The organism is Pseudomonas frederiksbergensis (genome assembly GCF_900105495.1).
GTDB lineage: Bacteria > Pseudomonadota > Gammaproteobacteria > Pseudomonadales > Pseudomonadaceae > Aquipseudomonas > Aquipseudomonas frederiksbergensis.
In genome coordinates this window covers 1,050,952-1,066,277 of sequence record NZ_FNTF01000002.1, presented here as the reverse complement: position 1 = coordinate 1,066,277, position 15,326 = coordinate 1,050,952, and the positions used below count along the sequence as shown (strand labels likewise).

At 59.4% G+C, this 15,326-nt stretch carries 13 protein-coding genes; 9 read left to right on the top strand and 4 right to left on the bottom strand.

Annotated elements, in window-relative coordinates; all coding sequences use genetic code 11:
• Positions 1-11: 11 nt before the first annotated feature.
• The 4 genes from BLW70_RS05515 to BLW70_RS05500 all read left to right on the top strand — a co-directional run bounded on the left by BLW70_RS05515 (position 12) and on the right by BLW70_RS05500 (position 5,524).
• Positions 12-890 carry an endonuclease/exonuclease/phosphatase family protein gene (locus BLW70_RS05515; protein ID WP_074872291.1) on the top strand — a complete coding sequence of 293 codons (879 nt, stop codon included), beginning with the start codon at positions 12-14 and terminating at the stop codon, positions 888-890.
• Positions 887-2,953 (top strand): GGDEF domain-containing protein, encoded by a 2,067-nt coding sequence (locus BLW70_RS05510; protein WP_074872289.1) that lies wholly within the window; start codon positions 887-889, stop codon positions 2,951-2,953. The genes BLW70_RS05515 and BLW70_RS05510 overlap by 4 nt, the downstream gene beginning before the upstream one ends.
• Before the next feature lie 103 nt (positions 2,954-3,056).
• Positions 3,057-3,839 (top strand): N-acetylmuramoyl-L-alanine amidase, encoded by a 783-nt coding sequence (locus tag BLW70_RS05505; RefSeq protein ID WP_074872287.1) that lies wholly within the window; start codon positions 3,057-3,059, stop codon positions 3,837-3,839.
• 71 nt (positions 3,840-3,910) lie between these two features.
• A complete protein-coding gene (locus BLW70_RS05500) occupies positions 3,911-5,524 on the top strand; it encodes an EAL domain-containing protein (protein ID WP_074872286.1) in 1,614 nt (537 codons plus the stop codon).
• Positions 5,525-5,536: 12 nt separating this feature from the next.
• On the opposite strand, the gene BLW70_RS05495 is transcribed toward BLW70_RS05500, so the two are convergent.
• Entirely contained in the window at positions 5,537-7,327 is a 1,791-nt protein-coding gene (locus BLW70_RS05495; RefSeq protein ID WP_074872284.1) for a KinB sensor domain-containing domain, read from the bottom strand.
• A 10-nt stretch (positions 7,328-7,337) separates the two neighbouring features.
• Positions 7,338-8,684: a sigma-54-dependent response regulator transcription factor AlgB gene (algB, locus tag BLW70_RS05490; RefSeq protein WP_074872282.1), complete on the bottom strand. Its 1,347-nt coding sequence runs from the start codon at positions 8,682-8,684 to the stop codon at positions 7,338-7,340.
• Between the two features lie 436 nt (positions 8,685-9,120).
• Between algB and BLW70_RS05485 the strand changes: the two genes are divergently transcribed.
• The 5 genes from BLW70_RS05485 (at position 9,121) to BLW70_RS05465 (ending at position 13,610) form a co-directional block, all read left to right on the top strand.
• Positions 9,121-9,408, top strand: a complete 288-nt coding sequence (locus BLW70_RS05485; RefSeq protein WP_074872280.1) for a hypothetical protein — start codon at positions 9,121-9,123, stop codon at positions 9,406-9,408.
• A gap of 80 nt (positions 9,409-9,488) precedes the next feature.
• The gene (locus BLW70_RS05480) at positions 9,489-9,653 is read left to right on the top strand and encodes a DUF1328 domain-containing protein (RefSeq protein WP_003177151.1); all 165 of its coding nucleotides are present in this window, start codon (positions 9,489-9,491) and stop codon (positions 9,651-9,653) included.
• A 2-nt stretch (positions 9,654-9,655) separates the two neighbouring features.
• Positions 9,656-10,120: an inhibitor of vertebrate lysozyme family protein gene (locus BLW70_RS05475; protein ID WP_074872278.1), complete on the top strand. Its 465-nt coding sequence runs from the start codon at positions 9,656-9,658 to the stop codon at positions 10,118-10,120.
• 707 nt (positions 10,121-10,827) lie between these two features.
• Positions 10,828-12,159 carry a glutamate/aspartate:proton symporter GltP gene (gene gltP, locus BLW70_RS05470; RefSeq protein WP_074872276.1) on the top strand — a complete coding sequence of 444 codons (1,332 nt, stop codon included), beginning with the start codon at positions 10,828-10,830 and terminating at the stop codon, positions 12,157-12,159.
• 221 nt (positions 12,160-12,380) lie between these two features.
• The gene (locus BLW70_RS05465) at positions 12,381-13,610 is read left to right on the top strand and encodes a nucleoside recognition domain-containing protein (RefSeq protein WP_074872274.1); all 1,230 of its coding nucleotides are present in this window, start codon (positions 12,381-12,383) and stop codon (positions 13,608-13,610) included.
• A 138-nt stretch (positions 13,611-13,748) separates the two neighbouring features.
• Here the strand turns inward: BLW70_RS05465 and BLW70_RS05460 are convergent, their stop codons facing one another.
• Positions 13,749-14,390, bottom strand: coding sequence for an ABC-type transport auxiliary lipoprotein family protein (locus BLW70_RS05460; RefSeq protein WP_074872273.1), 642 nt, complete (start codon positions 14,388-14,390; stop codon positions 13,749-13,751).
• Positions 14,387-15,325, bottom strand: coding sequence for an MlaD family protein (locus tag BLW70_RS05455; protein ID WP_074872271.1), 939 nt, complete (start codon positions 15,323-15,325; stop codon positions 14,387-14,389). The genes BLW70_RS05460 and BLW70_RS05455 overlap by 4 nt, the downstream gene beginning before the upstream one ends.
• Position 15,326 lies beyond the last annotated feature (1 nt).

The window sequence follows — 15,326 nt, the reverse complement described above, 5'->3', positions numbered from 1 at the left end:
CGGCGACCACCATGCGCCGCTGGGGCAGTGAACGCGTCGTTGGCCTGCATGATCCGCGGGTCAACGAACATCATCTGGAATCGACGGGCCTGCCCGCAGACAGTCGTCTGCGCTTGCTTAGTTTCAATATCCAGGTCGGTATCAGTACCGAGCGCTATCACCACTACCTGACCCGGGGCTGGCAGCACCTGCTGCCGCACACCGGGCGTGCCGACAATCTGCAAAAGATCGGCAATCTGCTGGGCGACTTCGATCTGGTCGCCTTGCAGGAAGCCGATGGCGGCAGCCTGCGATCAGGCTACGTCAACCAGGTTGAACACCTGGCCCAGCTCGGCGCATTCCCCTACTGGTATCAACAACTCAATCGCAATCTCGGACGCCTCGGCCAGCACAGCAATGGTGTGCTCAGTCGCCTGCGCCCGTGGGCCATTGAAGATCATCCGCTACCGGGGCCCAAGGGTCGCGGGGCGATTCTGGTGCGCTTTGGCGAAGGTCCTGAGGCGCTGGTGGTGGTCATGATGCACCTGGCGCTGGGCGCTCGCGCCCGCAGCATGCAACTGGCTTATATCCGCGAGCTGATCGGCGGCTATAAACACCAGGTGCTGATGGGCGACATGAATACCCACGCCAGTGACTTGCTGCAAAACTCCCCGTTGCGTGACCTCGGCCTGCTCGCGCCGCAACTGGAAGCGACCTTCCCCAGCTGGCGCCCGCAGCGCTGTCTGGACCATATTCTGCTGAGCCCCACCCTGACCCTTGAAAAGGTCGAGGTGCTGGCACAACCCATTTCCGATCACCTGCCGGTCGCGGTAGAGATTCGTCTGCCGGGTTCGCTCACGGCCGATGCATTGCCCGCGTTGAGTCCTGCCCCTCGCGGATCCCATGAATGAGCGACGAAGCACAGCGCTGGAAAGAGAAATACCTCAAAAGCATCGAACAACAGGAAAAGCTCGAACGTCGATGGGACGCCCGGCTCGACCTGCTGCGTCGTGGCCTGGTACGCAGCACGCTGGCAGCCGAGGGCACCGACCGCGCCGTTGACCAATGCATGAAGGAAATGCGTGAAGTCGTGCGCACCGACGACATGGACGCCGGCCTGGCCGCCCTGCTTCCGCGGCTGGAAAAAGCCGTCCTCGACTCCGAACAACGCCGGGAAACCCGGGTTAATCAGACCAGCGCTGCATTGACCGCGCTGGTCTCGCAGCTGCAAACATTACCGCTGCCCCGCGAAGTAAGCAGGCCGCTGAAAAACTTCGCCAAGCAACTGGATGCAAGAGTCGGGCAGGCGCGCGAAATTCCGTTGCTGCTCAGCGAACTGAGTGGCCTGCAAGGCAAAGCCCTGAATCAGCTTGAAAACCCGGCAGAGCCCGGCCGCCCTGGTTTGCTGCAACGACTGTTTGGCAGCCGTGAAGCGGATGAAGCGGCATTGCAGGTTGCCTCCGGCACCTTCTCGACGCCCGCCCCGCAGCCAGCCAAAGCGGTTGCCGCGCCTCATGCCGCAACTCCACAGGTCACGGTCGATCTCGCACCAGGGATCGATATACCGCAAGTGCCCGCCGCACATGTTGCCGCGTCGGCTACGGCATCCGAGCCGACAATCGAGGCGCCGCCGCCCTCTCCTGAAGTTGTAACGTTTGTCCCGCCGGTACTCGAGTTCGAGCAAGCACGCGCCCAGACTCCAGAGGCGCAACCGCAACCAGACATAGAACATCCAGAAACCCCCGCTCCATCGATCATCGAGCCAGAAATACCGGCTCAATTGGCGATCAATCCTGACGAATTGACTCCGGTGGTCTATCTCGACAGCCTGCCGCTGCCTCCGGCCATGGCCGAGGTGTTGGCCGCCGCAGGCTCTGAACAATCCGAGCCGGATGCTCTCTACGCCCTGCCGGACTCACCCGAGCCGTCCTACAGCTCGGTGGCCAAGCATATCGAAGACACGCTACTGGGCCTGCTGGACGACCTGACGCTGCCCGAGCGTCATCGTCCACAAGCCGAAGCGATGCGCGATCGTCTGCAAAACGGATTGAACTGGTACGAATTGCTGCCAATCCTCGACGATCTAGCCACCTTGATGCTGGCAATCACCGACAGCGGCCAGCATGAATTCGAAGCCTACTTGCAACAGCTGAACGAACGTCTCGAGTCGTTCCAAAGCAACTTGCAAGCCGCCAGCGAAGGCCATGCCGACAATCGCTCCGCCGCCCGCGACATGGACACGCAGATCCGTGAACAAGTGGACGGCTTGCAGAGCAGCATGCAGGAAGCCGCCGACCTGGACGATCTCAAGCACGTCCTGGAAAACCATCTGGAAGGCCTGCTCGGCACCATGGACCAGCACCAGAAGCAGCGGGACGAGCGCGAGCAAGAAGTCGCCGCCCGCCTTCACAGCCTGGCCGAACGCGTTGCGCACATGGAGCAGGAAGCCCTGGGCTACCGCGAGCACCTTGAGGAGCAGCGTCAGAAAGCCTTGATCGACCCGCTGACCGGCCTGCCTAACCGGGCCGCCTGGAGCGAACGGCTGGATCACGAAATCAACCTATGGCAGCAACACGGCAACAGCCTGTTGCTGGCCATGCTCGACCTCGACCATTTCAAACGCATTAACGATAACTACGGTCACCTGGCGGGCGACAAAGTACTGAAAATCATCGCCAACGTGCTGCGCAAGCGCCTGCGCGGGACGGATTTCATTGCCCGGTTCGGTGGTGAGGAGTTTGTGCTGTTGATGCCAGACACTGGGCCAACCGCTGGTGCGAAATTGCTGGAAAAGCTGCGCGCCTCGATCGAAGCCTGCCCTTTCCACTTCAAGGGTGAGCCGGTAACCATCACCATTTCCATGGGCCTGACGGCCTTCAAACCCGGAGAACATAGCGATCTGGTGCTTAAAAGAGCCGATCAGGCCCTATATCGCGCAAAACATGCCGGTCGCAACCAAGTGGCACTGGGCTGAGAATCAATTGTTCCATTTTGTTTAAAATTGCCCGGCGGCCGTTTGCGTGCAAGGCCGTACGTTACACTGTTGCATTACTGTCTTGCGTGTATTGCCTTCTGCCATGAAATATCTAGCGTTTATCGTGTCTCTGATTCTGTTGGCCGGCTGTGCCAGCGGCCCCCGGTTCAACACCAGTCACCCTTCACCCAACTTTGACAGCCGAATTCAGTTCGTGGTCGTGCACTACACCTCCGCGTCACTGGAGCGTTCGCTGCAACTGCTGACTCACGGCGACGTCAGCAGCCACTATCTGATTGGCGACGACAAGGGCGCCACCATTTACAAGCTGATGGATGAAAACGTCCGAGCCTGGCACGCCGGGGAAAGCGAATGGCAAGGCCGGACCTGGTTGAACTCCAGCTCCATTGGCATCGAAATCGTCAACCCGGGTTTTAAAGACACCCCTGCCGGGCGCCTTTGGTATCCCTACAGCGAAGACCAGATCCAGTCCCTGATCGTCCTGCTCAAGGACATCAGCAAGCGTTACGCCATCAATCCCCGCAGCATCATCGGCCATAGCGACATCGCCCCGCTGCGCAAGCTTGATCCGGGGCCGCTGTTCCCCTGGAAGCGTCTGGCTGCCGAAGGCCTGGGAGTCTGGCCGAATGAGCAGGCCGTAACGCGTCAGCAAGTACAGTTCGAAGTACAACTGCCAACCATCAGCTGGTTTCAGGCACAGCTGGCCCGCGCGGGTTATCCCACGCCGCAAACCGGCGAACTGGATGTGGCGACACGTCATGTGATTGCGGCCTTCCAGATGCATTTCCGACCGACACGTTTCGATGGCACACCGGATGCGCAAACCGCGGCGCTTCTACAAGTCTTGAACCAGACAAAATACTGACGCCCGCCCGACGGTCAGGGCTTTTTTTCAATCAGCAGCTATAACTCATTGGTAATACTTCGGATATTCCTATGACGGCTGCTCGAGAGACACTACGTAGTTGGTTCTTTCGCCCTTGGTTTTTGGCGATGCTGGCTGCTGCCTTGAGCGCGATACTCCTGATGACCGGCAGCCTGTTCGTGGCCATGCATCAAGTCGAGCAGAACGAAAGCGCAGAGATGAACGCCCAGGGCGAGCGCTTCCTTGCTCGCCTGGAGCAGCTGTTCGGGCAATTGCGGGAAAGTCTCGACGACCTTGAAGCCCAGCCGTTACGCGGCTGCGATGACGAAATGATCGCGACCTTGCAACAGGTCAGCTTCAACTACCGTTTCGTTTACGAAGCCGCTTATATGGACGCCTCGCGGATCTGTTCCAACCGCCCCCGCCAGGAAGGGCTGTCGATGATAAGACCGCCCGACATCAAAGGGCCGACCTATAGTTATTGGCTGAACACCACCACCGAACCCGATGAAAACCGCGCCGCGCTGATGCTCGGACGCGGTAATTTTCGCGTCGCGACGTCTCGCGGGCATTTGACCGACATGGTCGACTTGCCACCGGGAAGCAGCCTGCTGGTGGTGCTCGACCACGGTACGCGAGCGATTCCGGTACTGGGTGTCCCCCAGGTCTGGCCACCAACAGAACCCTGGCCCCCGAGAAGCCTCGACGCACTACAAGTAACGCATTCCCGCTTGATCTACCGCATGCCCACCAACAACCCGGAATACCAATTGGTGCTGATCAGCCCGCGCACCGGCATGCATGTGCCCGCCGTCTGGTGGTGGTTGCTGCCGGCCAGCCTGTTACTCGCCTTATGCGTGGGTTTTCTGGTGCTTCTGCTGGTGCGCCAGCGACAGTCGCTGGACGCCGAACTGAGTGGCGCCATACGACGAGGCGAATTGCAGGTGCTGTATCAGCCGATATTCGACCTCGACAGCCGCAACTGTGTCGGGGCCGAAGCCTTGCTGCGCTGGCGAAGACCGGACGGCACCCTGACCAGCCCCGACCTGTTTATTCCAATGGCGGAGAACACCGGCCAGATCCGCCAGATGACCGATTTCGTCCTGCAACGTCTGCTTGAACAGCTGGGACACTTGTTGCGGGCCAATCCGCAGCTGTATATCTCGGTCAACCTGGCGGCCTGCGACGTCATGGTGCCGCGTATCGGCCAGGTAATGGCGCGCCTGCTGACCTTGCACCGCGTCGCGGCCAAGCAAATTGCCTTTGAGGTTACCGAGCGGGGATTGATCGATGTTGTGGTCGCCCGGGAAAACCTGCAAGCCTTGCGGGATGTCGGGCATCAAGTGCTGATCGATGACTTTGGCACCGGCTATTGCAGCCTCGCCTATCTGCAAACCCTGCCAGTCGATTGCTTGAAAATCGACAAGGCGTTTATCGATGCACTGGGTCATGACGCTGCAAGTAGCGGTGTCGCACCGCACATCATTCACATGGCCCAGGCCCTGCAGCTCAAGGTGATCGCTGAAGGCATCGAACTTGAATCCCAGGCGGCGCTTCTGAGCAGCGAAGGTGTGAAGTTCGGTCAGGGCTGGCTGTTCGCCCATGCATTAAGTGCGGTGCAATTCATCGAGCTGATTACCCGTGGCCGCCGATTGGCCGCCCGCCGTCTCGATGATGAAGCCTGAAGCGATTGTGGCTTAAACCGACAACGCCATATAAAACTGAGTACCCTGCCCTGGCCGCGAATAAACACCCATCCGACCGCCGTGCAACTGCACGATTTCCTTGCACAGTGCCAGACCGAGCCCGGCACCGCCCTTCTTGCGACCCACCTGGACAAAGGGTTCGAAAATCCGTCCCTGCTGGCCATAGGCAATGCCTTCGCCGTTGTCCTCGACGCTGATAATCACCCGCTCCCCATGGCGTCGAGCCTGCAAACGTATTTGCCCGCCGGTGGCGGTATGGCGCAACGCGTTGTCGATCAGGTTGTCGAGCACCCGATCCAGCTGCGGCTGATCGGCCTGCAATCGCGGTAATGGCCCTTGCACTTCCACTAGAAGTTCGAGGCCCTGCTCTTGTGCCTGGCCGGCAAAACGTGTCCGGGCCTGCTCCAGCAAATCCTCGATGGAGCACGGTGCCAATGTGAGTTTCTGCAATCCGTTCTGGTAGCGGGAGAAGTTCAGCAGGTCATTGATCAACTGCATCAAGCGCTGCATTTCCTCATTCACGGTGTCCAGCAGATCAGCTTCACGCGAGTCCTTGGCAAAGTGCGCGCGCTCGCGGAACAGGCCGAACGCCATGTGCATTCCAGTGACCGGCGTTCGCAATTCATGGGAGGCGCGCAGCACGAACTCGCTGCGCACCCGCTCAAACGCCCGCTGCTCGGTGACGTCATGCAGCACCATCACGGCGCCCAGAATATGCCCTTGGGTGTGGCTGACTGGCGTCAGGCTAAAGGTCAGCAACCGCGACTCCCCGTCGACCTCGATACTCAGGTCCTCAGGCGCGCGCTCCAGGGTGCCCCCGCGCAGTACCAGTTGCAGCTGATCATCGAGTTCGGGGCGCTCAAGCGCCACCCCCAGACCTTGACCGAGACGATCGCTTTCCCAGCCCAATTGACGTTGCGCAACCGGATTGAGGTGTTCCAGACGGCCATCGCGGTCGATCATCAGCAAGCCATCGTCGATGCTGTCGAGTACGGCCTGCAACCGCTGCTGGCCTGCGAGCAGCTCATCGATATTGGTGGCCTGGTGCTCACGCAGGGCCTCGGCCATGATCCCGAAACGCTTGGTCAGCAGGTTCATTTCCACGGCCGAGGAAATCGGCAGCGTCACTTCGAAATTGCCTTGGCCGATGTTGTCCGCCGCTTGGGCCAGCGCCTCGATCGGCGCACCAAAACGCTGAGCGATAGCGTGGGCGGTGACGAAGCCGATGATCAACACTGCCAGCCCCACCAGCCCGAGCAGGCCGGCAACCAGCAGCGCCCTCTCCCGGGCCTGCCGTTCGGTGGCATTGATGTTATCCAGCGCACGCTTTTGCTCGGCGATCAGACTATTGCGCAGCGCATTGAGTTTTTCGGTGAGCTCTTTGTTGCCACTCAACACCTGCGTCGAGTCACGCGACAGGTCGTACGCCTGGAGAAAGCTCAGGTAGTCCGTCCTGGCCCGTTCGAAACCTTGCTGATGCTCATCGCCAGCCTTGGCTTGGACAATGCCGTCGTCAAGCAACTGGAAATACTGCTGTTTGGACGCCTCGAACGCTACGGGATCCGGCTTCTCACTGAGCATGATCATCATCTGATCACCCAAGCTCTGGCGCAATTTCAGTCCCAGGTCGAGCGTGGCGAAATTGTTGCGAATCAGCGCTTCCTGGGAACTCGCCATCTGCATCACGCTGACCAGCCCGAGCAACAGCCCGAGCAGTGCCACGGTGATCAGCGCGGAAATACTCAAGAACAGCCGCGTGCGCAATTTCATTGCCAGTCTCATCGGAGACAGCTCACAAGTTGTACTGCTTGCGTTTTCGGTACAGCGTCGAGGCATCGATACCCAGGGTCTTGGCGGCCTGGTCCAGCGTATCTGCCGTGGCGAGGACCGCTCCGATGTGGGCTTTTTCCAATTCATCCAGGCTCAGCGCAGCGCCGATGCGAGGCGCGTTGTTCACCGGGGTTTCAGCCATGCCCAAGTGAGTGATCTCGACCCGTTCCTGTGGGCAAATGATGCTTGCCCGCTCCACAACGTTGCGCAGTTCGCGAATATTCCCCGGCCAGCGGTAACCGAGCAGCGCTTCACGGGCGTCATCGCTGAAACCCCGAGCCGGGCGTGCGTATTCCTTGACGAAACGGGCCAGAAAGCGATCGGCCAGATTCAGGATATCCTCCCTGCGCTCGCGCAGTGGCGGCAGGTGCAAGGTGATGACGTTCAGGCGGTAGAGCAAATCTTCACGGAAACGGCCGTCGCGGACCATGTCTTCGAGGTTCTGGTTAGTGGCCGCGAGGATGCGCACATCGGCGCGGCGGGTGATGGGGTCGCCCACCCGTTCGTATTCTTTATCCTGGATAAAACGCAACAGTTTTGGTTGCAAAACCAATGGAAAATCGCCGATCTCGTCAAGAAACAGCGTCCCCCCGTCGGCCTGATTGACACGCCCCAGAGTACTTTCGCTAGCTCCGGTGAACGCGCCACGACTGTGGCCGAAGAGCTCGCTTTCCATGAGTTCGGCGGTGAGGGACGGGCAGTTGATCGTGATGCAGGATTTCTTCGAGCGCTTGCTCCAGCCGTGAATGGCCTGGGACAGCTCGCCTTTACCGGTGCCAGACTCGCCGAGAATCAAAATGTTGGCATCGGTGTTGGCCACCTGGCGGGCGGTTTCGAGCACGACTTTCATCGCCGGGCTGTGAGAGTCCAGGCCATCCTTGGGTTTGCGCACTTCGCCTTCAAGAGCTTCCAGGCGTGCCGACAGTTGCCGCACTTCCAGTTGCTTGGCGGTGGCCAGGCGTAATTGGTCGGGGCTGCAAGGCTTGACCAGATAGTCAGCGGCCCCGGCCTGAATGGCATCGACCGCCGTGTCCACGGCCGAGTGAGCGGTGACGATCACTACTCTCATCCAGGGCGCCTGAATGCGCATTTGAGCCAGCACATCAAGGCCGTTGTCTTCCCCCAGGCGCAGATCGAGGAAACACAGGTCGAACACTTGACGCTGAAGCAGTGCATCAGCCTGAGCGGCGCTGTTGGCGGTAGCGACGCTGTAGCCTTCATCTTCGAGGCAATAACGAAACGTACGCAGGATGGCGGACTCATCGTCCACCAGCAGAATGCGGCCTTGATGCTCAGTGGCTGACTCCATTTTCCTACGCTCCTTAATGAATAATCTTGGTTAGTCCCGGAATAATCGGGCAAGTTGCATGGTTGATTCTGGTCGATTTCAGCCACAGCAGCGTAGCTTTCCCCTCACCCTACGGCTAATCGCCTGATTTTGTTGTTTTTTTATCAGATAGCCGGTTCGCAGGCGATTGCCGGTGTCCCCTTGTGACATCCATGTCCCCCTCGCAATTCAAAAATGTTGAAAGTTCCTACACAGCCCATCGTGCATTACGCACGACTTCCAAAGGACCATCGTGCAGGATGCGTCCGCCACGTTTTCCACACCACTGATAACTAATTGATTTAATTGGATTTTTTTATCTCAAAAAGCTGGCATGGCGCCTGCAACACTCTGATTACCCGGGGCCTTCAAGATGACGCCCCTAACAAAATCACCACAGAGTGGGAGGAGCTTCAGGATGAGTCGCCAACGTGCCGCCCAGTTGCGTATCTCGCCACTGCATATCCAGCAAGGTCTGTTTGCTGTTCTGGCGCTACTGATCACCTTGATCGCCGGCCAGCAGTTTCAGCGTTGGGAGCAGAACCAACAGCAAGAAGCGCCACGCTTGTCGTTTCAACAACCGACCCAAACCCATTTCAGTGCGGCCAGCAGCAACCAGGCTGACAGCCCCCCAATGCGAATGATGGACGTCGACCAGGCTCAGCCTGCGGATGAGATGCCTCACCAGGAACGTTGGGTGTTCTAAATACATGAACTTGGCGCGCTCGATGCGCCGGGAAACGCACCACAAGCAACACCTCTAATAGAAGTGTAAGGAGAATCACCATGTTGAGCTGGGCAATCACATTCTTGATCATTGCCATCATCGCTGCAGTACTGGGCTTCGGTGGTATCGCGGGCACCGCCACGGGTATCGCCAAGATTCTCTTTGTCGTGTTCCTGGTGATGTTCATTGCTTCCTTCTTCTTTGGCCGTCGCGGTCGAGGGTGAATATGAGCGTTTTGTTAAAGACACTGGCAGCCGCCCTGCTTCTGGGCGGTAGTGCCATGGCAACAGCGGCCAATGACGGCCAGGCGCGGGTCAATGAGTTGCTGACGGCAGACCCGCAGTACCGCGAAACCTGGCAAGGCGTGGTGAAGAAGGAAGAACGCTTGCCGGAATGGGTCATGAACCTGTCCGGCGACGCCGAGCAAATGAATGCCGTTGAAGAAGATGGTGAAAAGTATCTGGTTGGGCCGTTGTGCGAATTGCAGTCGACGTGCCTCAACAAGCGCTTGATCGTCGCCGTCAGCTTCGACAAGAAGGAAGCCTACGCCATGCTGGTCGAAGTGCCTGCGGGGCTGCCGGCCGACAAGTCGCCCACGCGGCATGCCGACTACCGCTTTCTTGGAAAGCCAGACCAGGGCATGCAGGACTTGTTGATGGAACAACTGAAGAAAGATCCGAACTGGTACTGAATTCGTAACATGAAAGAAGCAGCATGGCTTCTTCCACTGCGCTACCCGAGGAGGGTAGGCGCATGATCAGGGGGCCGGGACGTTCTGCCTGTTGCAGGGGCGGAGTGACCTACGGGTACAGGGAGTGCCTGCGCAAAGGGCCGGATCAGGCAGAAGCTGCGACGCAAGTTCGTCGGTCCCTCGTGGATCGACGGACTTGCGAAGAGCTTCCTCGGCGCAAAGTATTGTCCTAGAGCGTTCTGCTCGCCTCCTCCGCGCCCTCTTCGCTAATTCCTCGCAAAACCATTTCGCCGTGTTTCGTTGGTGACCGTATATCGAGAAAACTGCCACTCAAAGGCCGAGAGTTTTCGCCCTAGAACGTAGGCTTTTTCCCAAGTTTCAGTCCTCATTCCCGTGATCAAAAAACAACCAACCTCCTCTGCGATGGCCGGTTCACGGCACTTATGCCTGCCGAAATGTCGTATTCGAACCGGTTGGGACGCGAGTTTCAGTTGAAAAAGCTCATGCCGATTCGGCATAGGGTAGGCGTTTACGGCATTAGACGTCGCTTCCTTGCATCTGAATAGTTGCGCCTTTTTTCGCCTGCCAGAGAGCCGATAACAAGCGCTCCGGGGCACCTTATACGGGGGTAGATGCACAAGACTTTTTCGCCACAAGCGTTCCAGTTCTTGCATCTGCCTGAGTCAAACGCAAGTAAGGGTAAAGATATGAAGAAGGCAAAGCTTAGCCTCGCCTGGCAGATCCTCATCGGTCTGGTATTGGGGATTGCAATCGGTGCGCTGCTCAACCATTTCAGTGCCGAAAAAGCCTGGTGGATCAGCAACGTCCTGCAACCAGCAGGCGATATCTTTATCCGTCTGATCAAGATGATTGTGATCCCGATCGTGATCTCTTCACTGATCGTCGGTATTGCAGGCGTCGGCGACGCGAAAAAGCTCGGGCGTATCGGTCTGAAGACCATCATTTACTTCGAGATCGTCACCACCATTGCCATCGTGGTCGGTCTGGTGCTGGCCAACGTGTTCCATCCGGGCACCGGCATCGACATGAGCACCCTGGGTACCGTGGATATTTCCAAGTACCAGGCCACTGCCGCCGAGGTTCAGCATGAACATGCGTTCATCCAGACCATCCTCAACCTGATCCCGTCGAACATCTTCGCGGCCATGGCCCGCGGCGAAATGCTGCCGATCATCTTCTTCTCCGTATTGTTCGGCCTCGGTCTGTCGAGCCTGCAATCGGACCTGCGCGAGCCGCTGGTGAAGATGTTCCAGGGCGTGTCGGAAAGCATGTTCAAAGTCACCCACATGATCATGAACTACGCCCCGATCGGCGTGTTCGCACTGATCGCGGTGACCGTGGCCAACTTCGGCTTCGCCTCTTTGATTCCGCTGGCCAAACTGGTGATCCTGGTTTACGTCGCCATCGCCTTCTTCGCCTTCGTGGTGCTGGGCCTGATCGCTCGCCTGTTCGGCTTCTCGGTGCTCAAGCTGATGCGCATCTTCAAGGATGAGCTGGTGCTGGCCTACTCCACCGCCAGTTCCGAAACCGTGCTGCCGCGCGTGATCGAGAAAATGGAAGCCTACGGCGCGCCGAAAGCCATTTGCAGCTTCGTGGTACCGACCGGCTACTCGTTCAACCTCGACGGTTCGACCCTGTACCAGAGCATTGCGGCCATCTTCATTGCCCAGCTCTACGGCATCGACCTGTCGATCAGCCAGCAATTGCTGCTGGTACTGACCCTGATGGTTACCTCCAAAGGTATCGCCGGCGTACCGGGTGTGTCCTTTGTGGTGCTGCTGGCCACCTTGGGCAGCGTGGGTATTCCGCTCGAAGGCCTGGCGTTCATCGCCGGTGTCGACCGCATCATGGACATGGCCCGTACCGCGCTGAACGTGATCGGTAATGCCTTGGCCGTGCTGGTCATCGCACGCTGGGAAGGCATGTACGACGATGCCAAGGGCCAGCGCTACTGGAACTCCTTGCCGCACTGGCGCAGCAAGGAAAAATTGCCAGTGGGTGAAGTTTCCAAGGGCTGATGCGTTGCCCTTGTAGGAGCGAGGCTTGTGTGGCGAGGGGGCTTGCCCCCGTTCGAGTCCGCAGCGCTCGCAAATCCGGGTCCGCTGCGCGACCCAACGGGGGCAAGCCCCCTCGCCACAGTCGCTCCCACAAGAGCCAAAACAAACCCCGGAGAAATCCGGGGTTTGTCGTTTCTGGCTACCCCGCTATCATTCGCCGCATTCTTCGGGGGATTTAACTGATGCTCAATGGCCTGTGGCTAAGCTTCTTCATCGTGGCTGCCGTTTCGGCGCTGGCGCAATGGCTGATCGGCGGTAACGCCGGGATCTTCGCGGCGATGGTGGAAAGCATTTTTGCCATGGCCAAGTTGTCGGTCGAAGTCATGGTCCTGTTGTTCGGCACCCTGACGCTCTGGCTGGGCTTTCTGCGGATTGCCGAGAAGGCCGGGATCGTCGAGTGGCTGGCCAAAGCGTTGGGCCCGTTGTTCCTGCGGCTGATGCCGGGAGTGCCGGCCGGGCACCCGGCCATCGGCCTGATCACGCTGAACTTCGCCGCCAACGGCCTGGGCCTGGACAATGCCGCCACGCCAATCGGCCTCAAAGCCATGAAGGCGCTGCAAGAGCTCAACCCCAGCGACACCATCGCCAGCAACGCGCAGATTCTGTTCCTGGTGCTCAACGCCTCCTCCCTGACCCTGCTGCCGGTGACGATCTTCATGTACCGCGCCCAGCAAGGTGCGCCCGATCCGACCCTGGTGTTCCTGCCAATCCTGCTCGCCACCAGTTGCTCGACATTGGTCGGCCTGCTGTCGGTGGCGTTCATGCAGCGCCTGCGCCTGTGGGACCCGGTGGTGCTCGCCTACCTGATTCCCGGCGCCTTGGCCCTCGGTGCGTTCATGGCGCTGCTGGCGACGCTGTCAGCGACCGCTCTGGCCGGCCTGTCATCGATCCTCGGCAACGTGACGTTGTTCGGGCTGATCATGGTGTTTCTGGTGATCGGCGCGCTACGCAAAGTGAAGGTCTACGAAGCGTTCGTCGAAGGCGCCAAAGAAGGCTTCGACGTGGCCAAGAACCTGCTGCCGTATCTGGTGGCGATGCTGTGCGCCGTCGGCGTGCTGCGGGCATCCGGAGCGCTGGACTTTGGCCTGGACGGGATTCGGCACCTGGTGGAATGGGCCGGTTGGGACACGCGCTTCGTCGATGCGCTGCCGACCGCCATGGTCAAGCCATTTTCCGGCAGTGCCGCCCGGGCGATGCTGATCGAAACCATGAAAACCTCTGGCGTGGACAGCTTCCCGGCGCTGGTGGCGGCGACGATTCAGGGCAGTACTGAAACGACGTTCTATGTATTGGCGGTGTACTTCGGCGCGGTGGGGATCCAGCGGGCGCGGCATGCGGTGGGGTGCGCATTGCTGGCGGAGCTTGCCGGCGTTCTCGGCGCGATCGGCGTCTGCTACTGGTTCTTCGGCTAACCACAAAACCTGTAGCAGCTGGCACAGCCTGCGTTCGGTTGCGAAGCAGTCGCAAAACCAGACACCGCGATCCACCTGATAGATGCGGGATAACGGATTGACGACTGCTTCGCAGCCGAACGCAGGCTGCGCCAGCTGCTACAAGGGATTCGCGGCGTTTCTGGCGGGCGGCGCAACTTTCTGTCCTTGCTCCACCGCCCAGCTCACCACCTGCGCCGTCAACTGGTCACTGGCCTGGCCAAACCCGGCCACCACCGCCGGTACCTGAGCATCGCTCAACGGCTGGCGCACTTCGAAGCGTCGGCTGGCGAGGATTCGCTGGTCATAACCGCGCACCAGCAACGCATCCAGTCGCACGACGACATTCGCATGCGTTCCTTGGTATTCAGTCTGAAATGCCTGCAGGCTACCGCCCAGTTCAAGATCCGCCTGGAAATTGCTGTCATCGGTGCTCAGCAATGTCACCCGACCATCACGCTGGAAACCATCCAACAGACGATTGCGCAGTAACACCGGTGCCGGGTCGCTCCAGCGTGAGGCCTTGTAGCTGCTGATCAGGTCACCTTGAGGGATCACGGCGATCCTCGAGCTGTTCAAGGCTTCGCTGGTCTGCGGCTTGGACAGGCGCAATGACCAGCGCTGCGGCGTCCCGTGACTGGCCGATGCGCTGCCCTGGGCCGAAGGCAACCGATAGACATCGGACGGCTCGGACTTGGGCAGGATCGAGCAGGCGCTGAGCACCATGAAGCTGGCGAGGAGGGTGAGGTGAAGCAGTTTCATGGCGTGAACTCCTTGTCCTTGTCATTGCCCAGCAAATAACCGGCGGGGTTGGCTTCCAGACGCTGGGAAATAGCCCGCAACGACGTCAGGGTGTCGCGCAGTTCACGCACCGCCGGGGCCAGGCCATTGAGGCCTTGCATGCCGCTGTTGATCGAGTCCTGATTGGTCGTGAGCAATGTGTTGATGGTCGCGCTGCTCTGTTCCAGCGACTTCATTGCCTGCTCGGCACTGCCGAACATCTGCTTGCCTTGATCGTTGAGCATGCCATTGGCGTTGCGCATCAGCGCCGACGTCTGCTCCAGCATGGCGCCGGCCTGCTTGCCGACCGAGGCCAGTTGCTGCATCGCCTGGCGAATATCGCCGCGCTGGTCGGCGATGGTGCCGGTGGTTTGATCCAGATGCTCAAGGGTCTTGCTAATGCGCTCGACGTTCTGCGAAGAAAACACCTGATTGGCGTTGTGCAGCAGCATATTCACGCCAGCCACAAGGTCGCCGCTGTCATTGAGCAAACGGGCGATGGGCGAGGGCGATGCAATGATCGTCGGCAAGTTACCGTCCTTGCCCTTGAGTGTCGGACTTTGCGGCGTACCACCGCTGAGCTGGATTATCGAAGTGCCGGTGATCCCGGTCAGCGCCAATATGGCCTGGGTGTCTTCCTTGATCGGTGTGTCACCGCCCAGGCGGATCCGCGCCAGCACCCGGCGCGGGTCTTTCGGGTCCAGACGCAAGGTCACCACGTCACCGACCTTGATACCGCTGTACTGCACGGCGCTGCCCTTGGACAGGCCGCTGACGGCCTCGTTGAAGACGACTTCGTAATCCTTGAATTCGGTGTCGACGCTGGACTTGGCCAGCCACAAGCCGAAGAGCAGGGCGCCCGCCACCACAATTACGGTGAACAGGCCAATCAATACATGATGAGCTCGGGTTTCCATG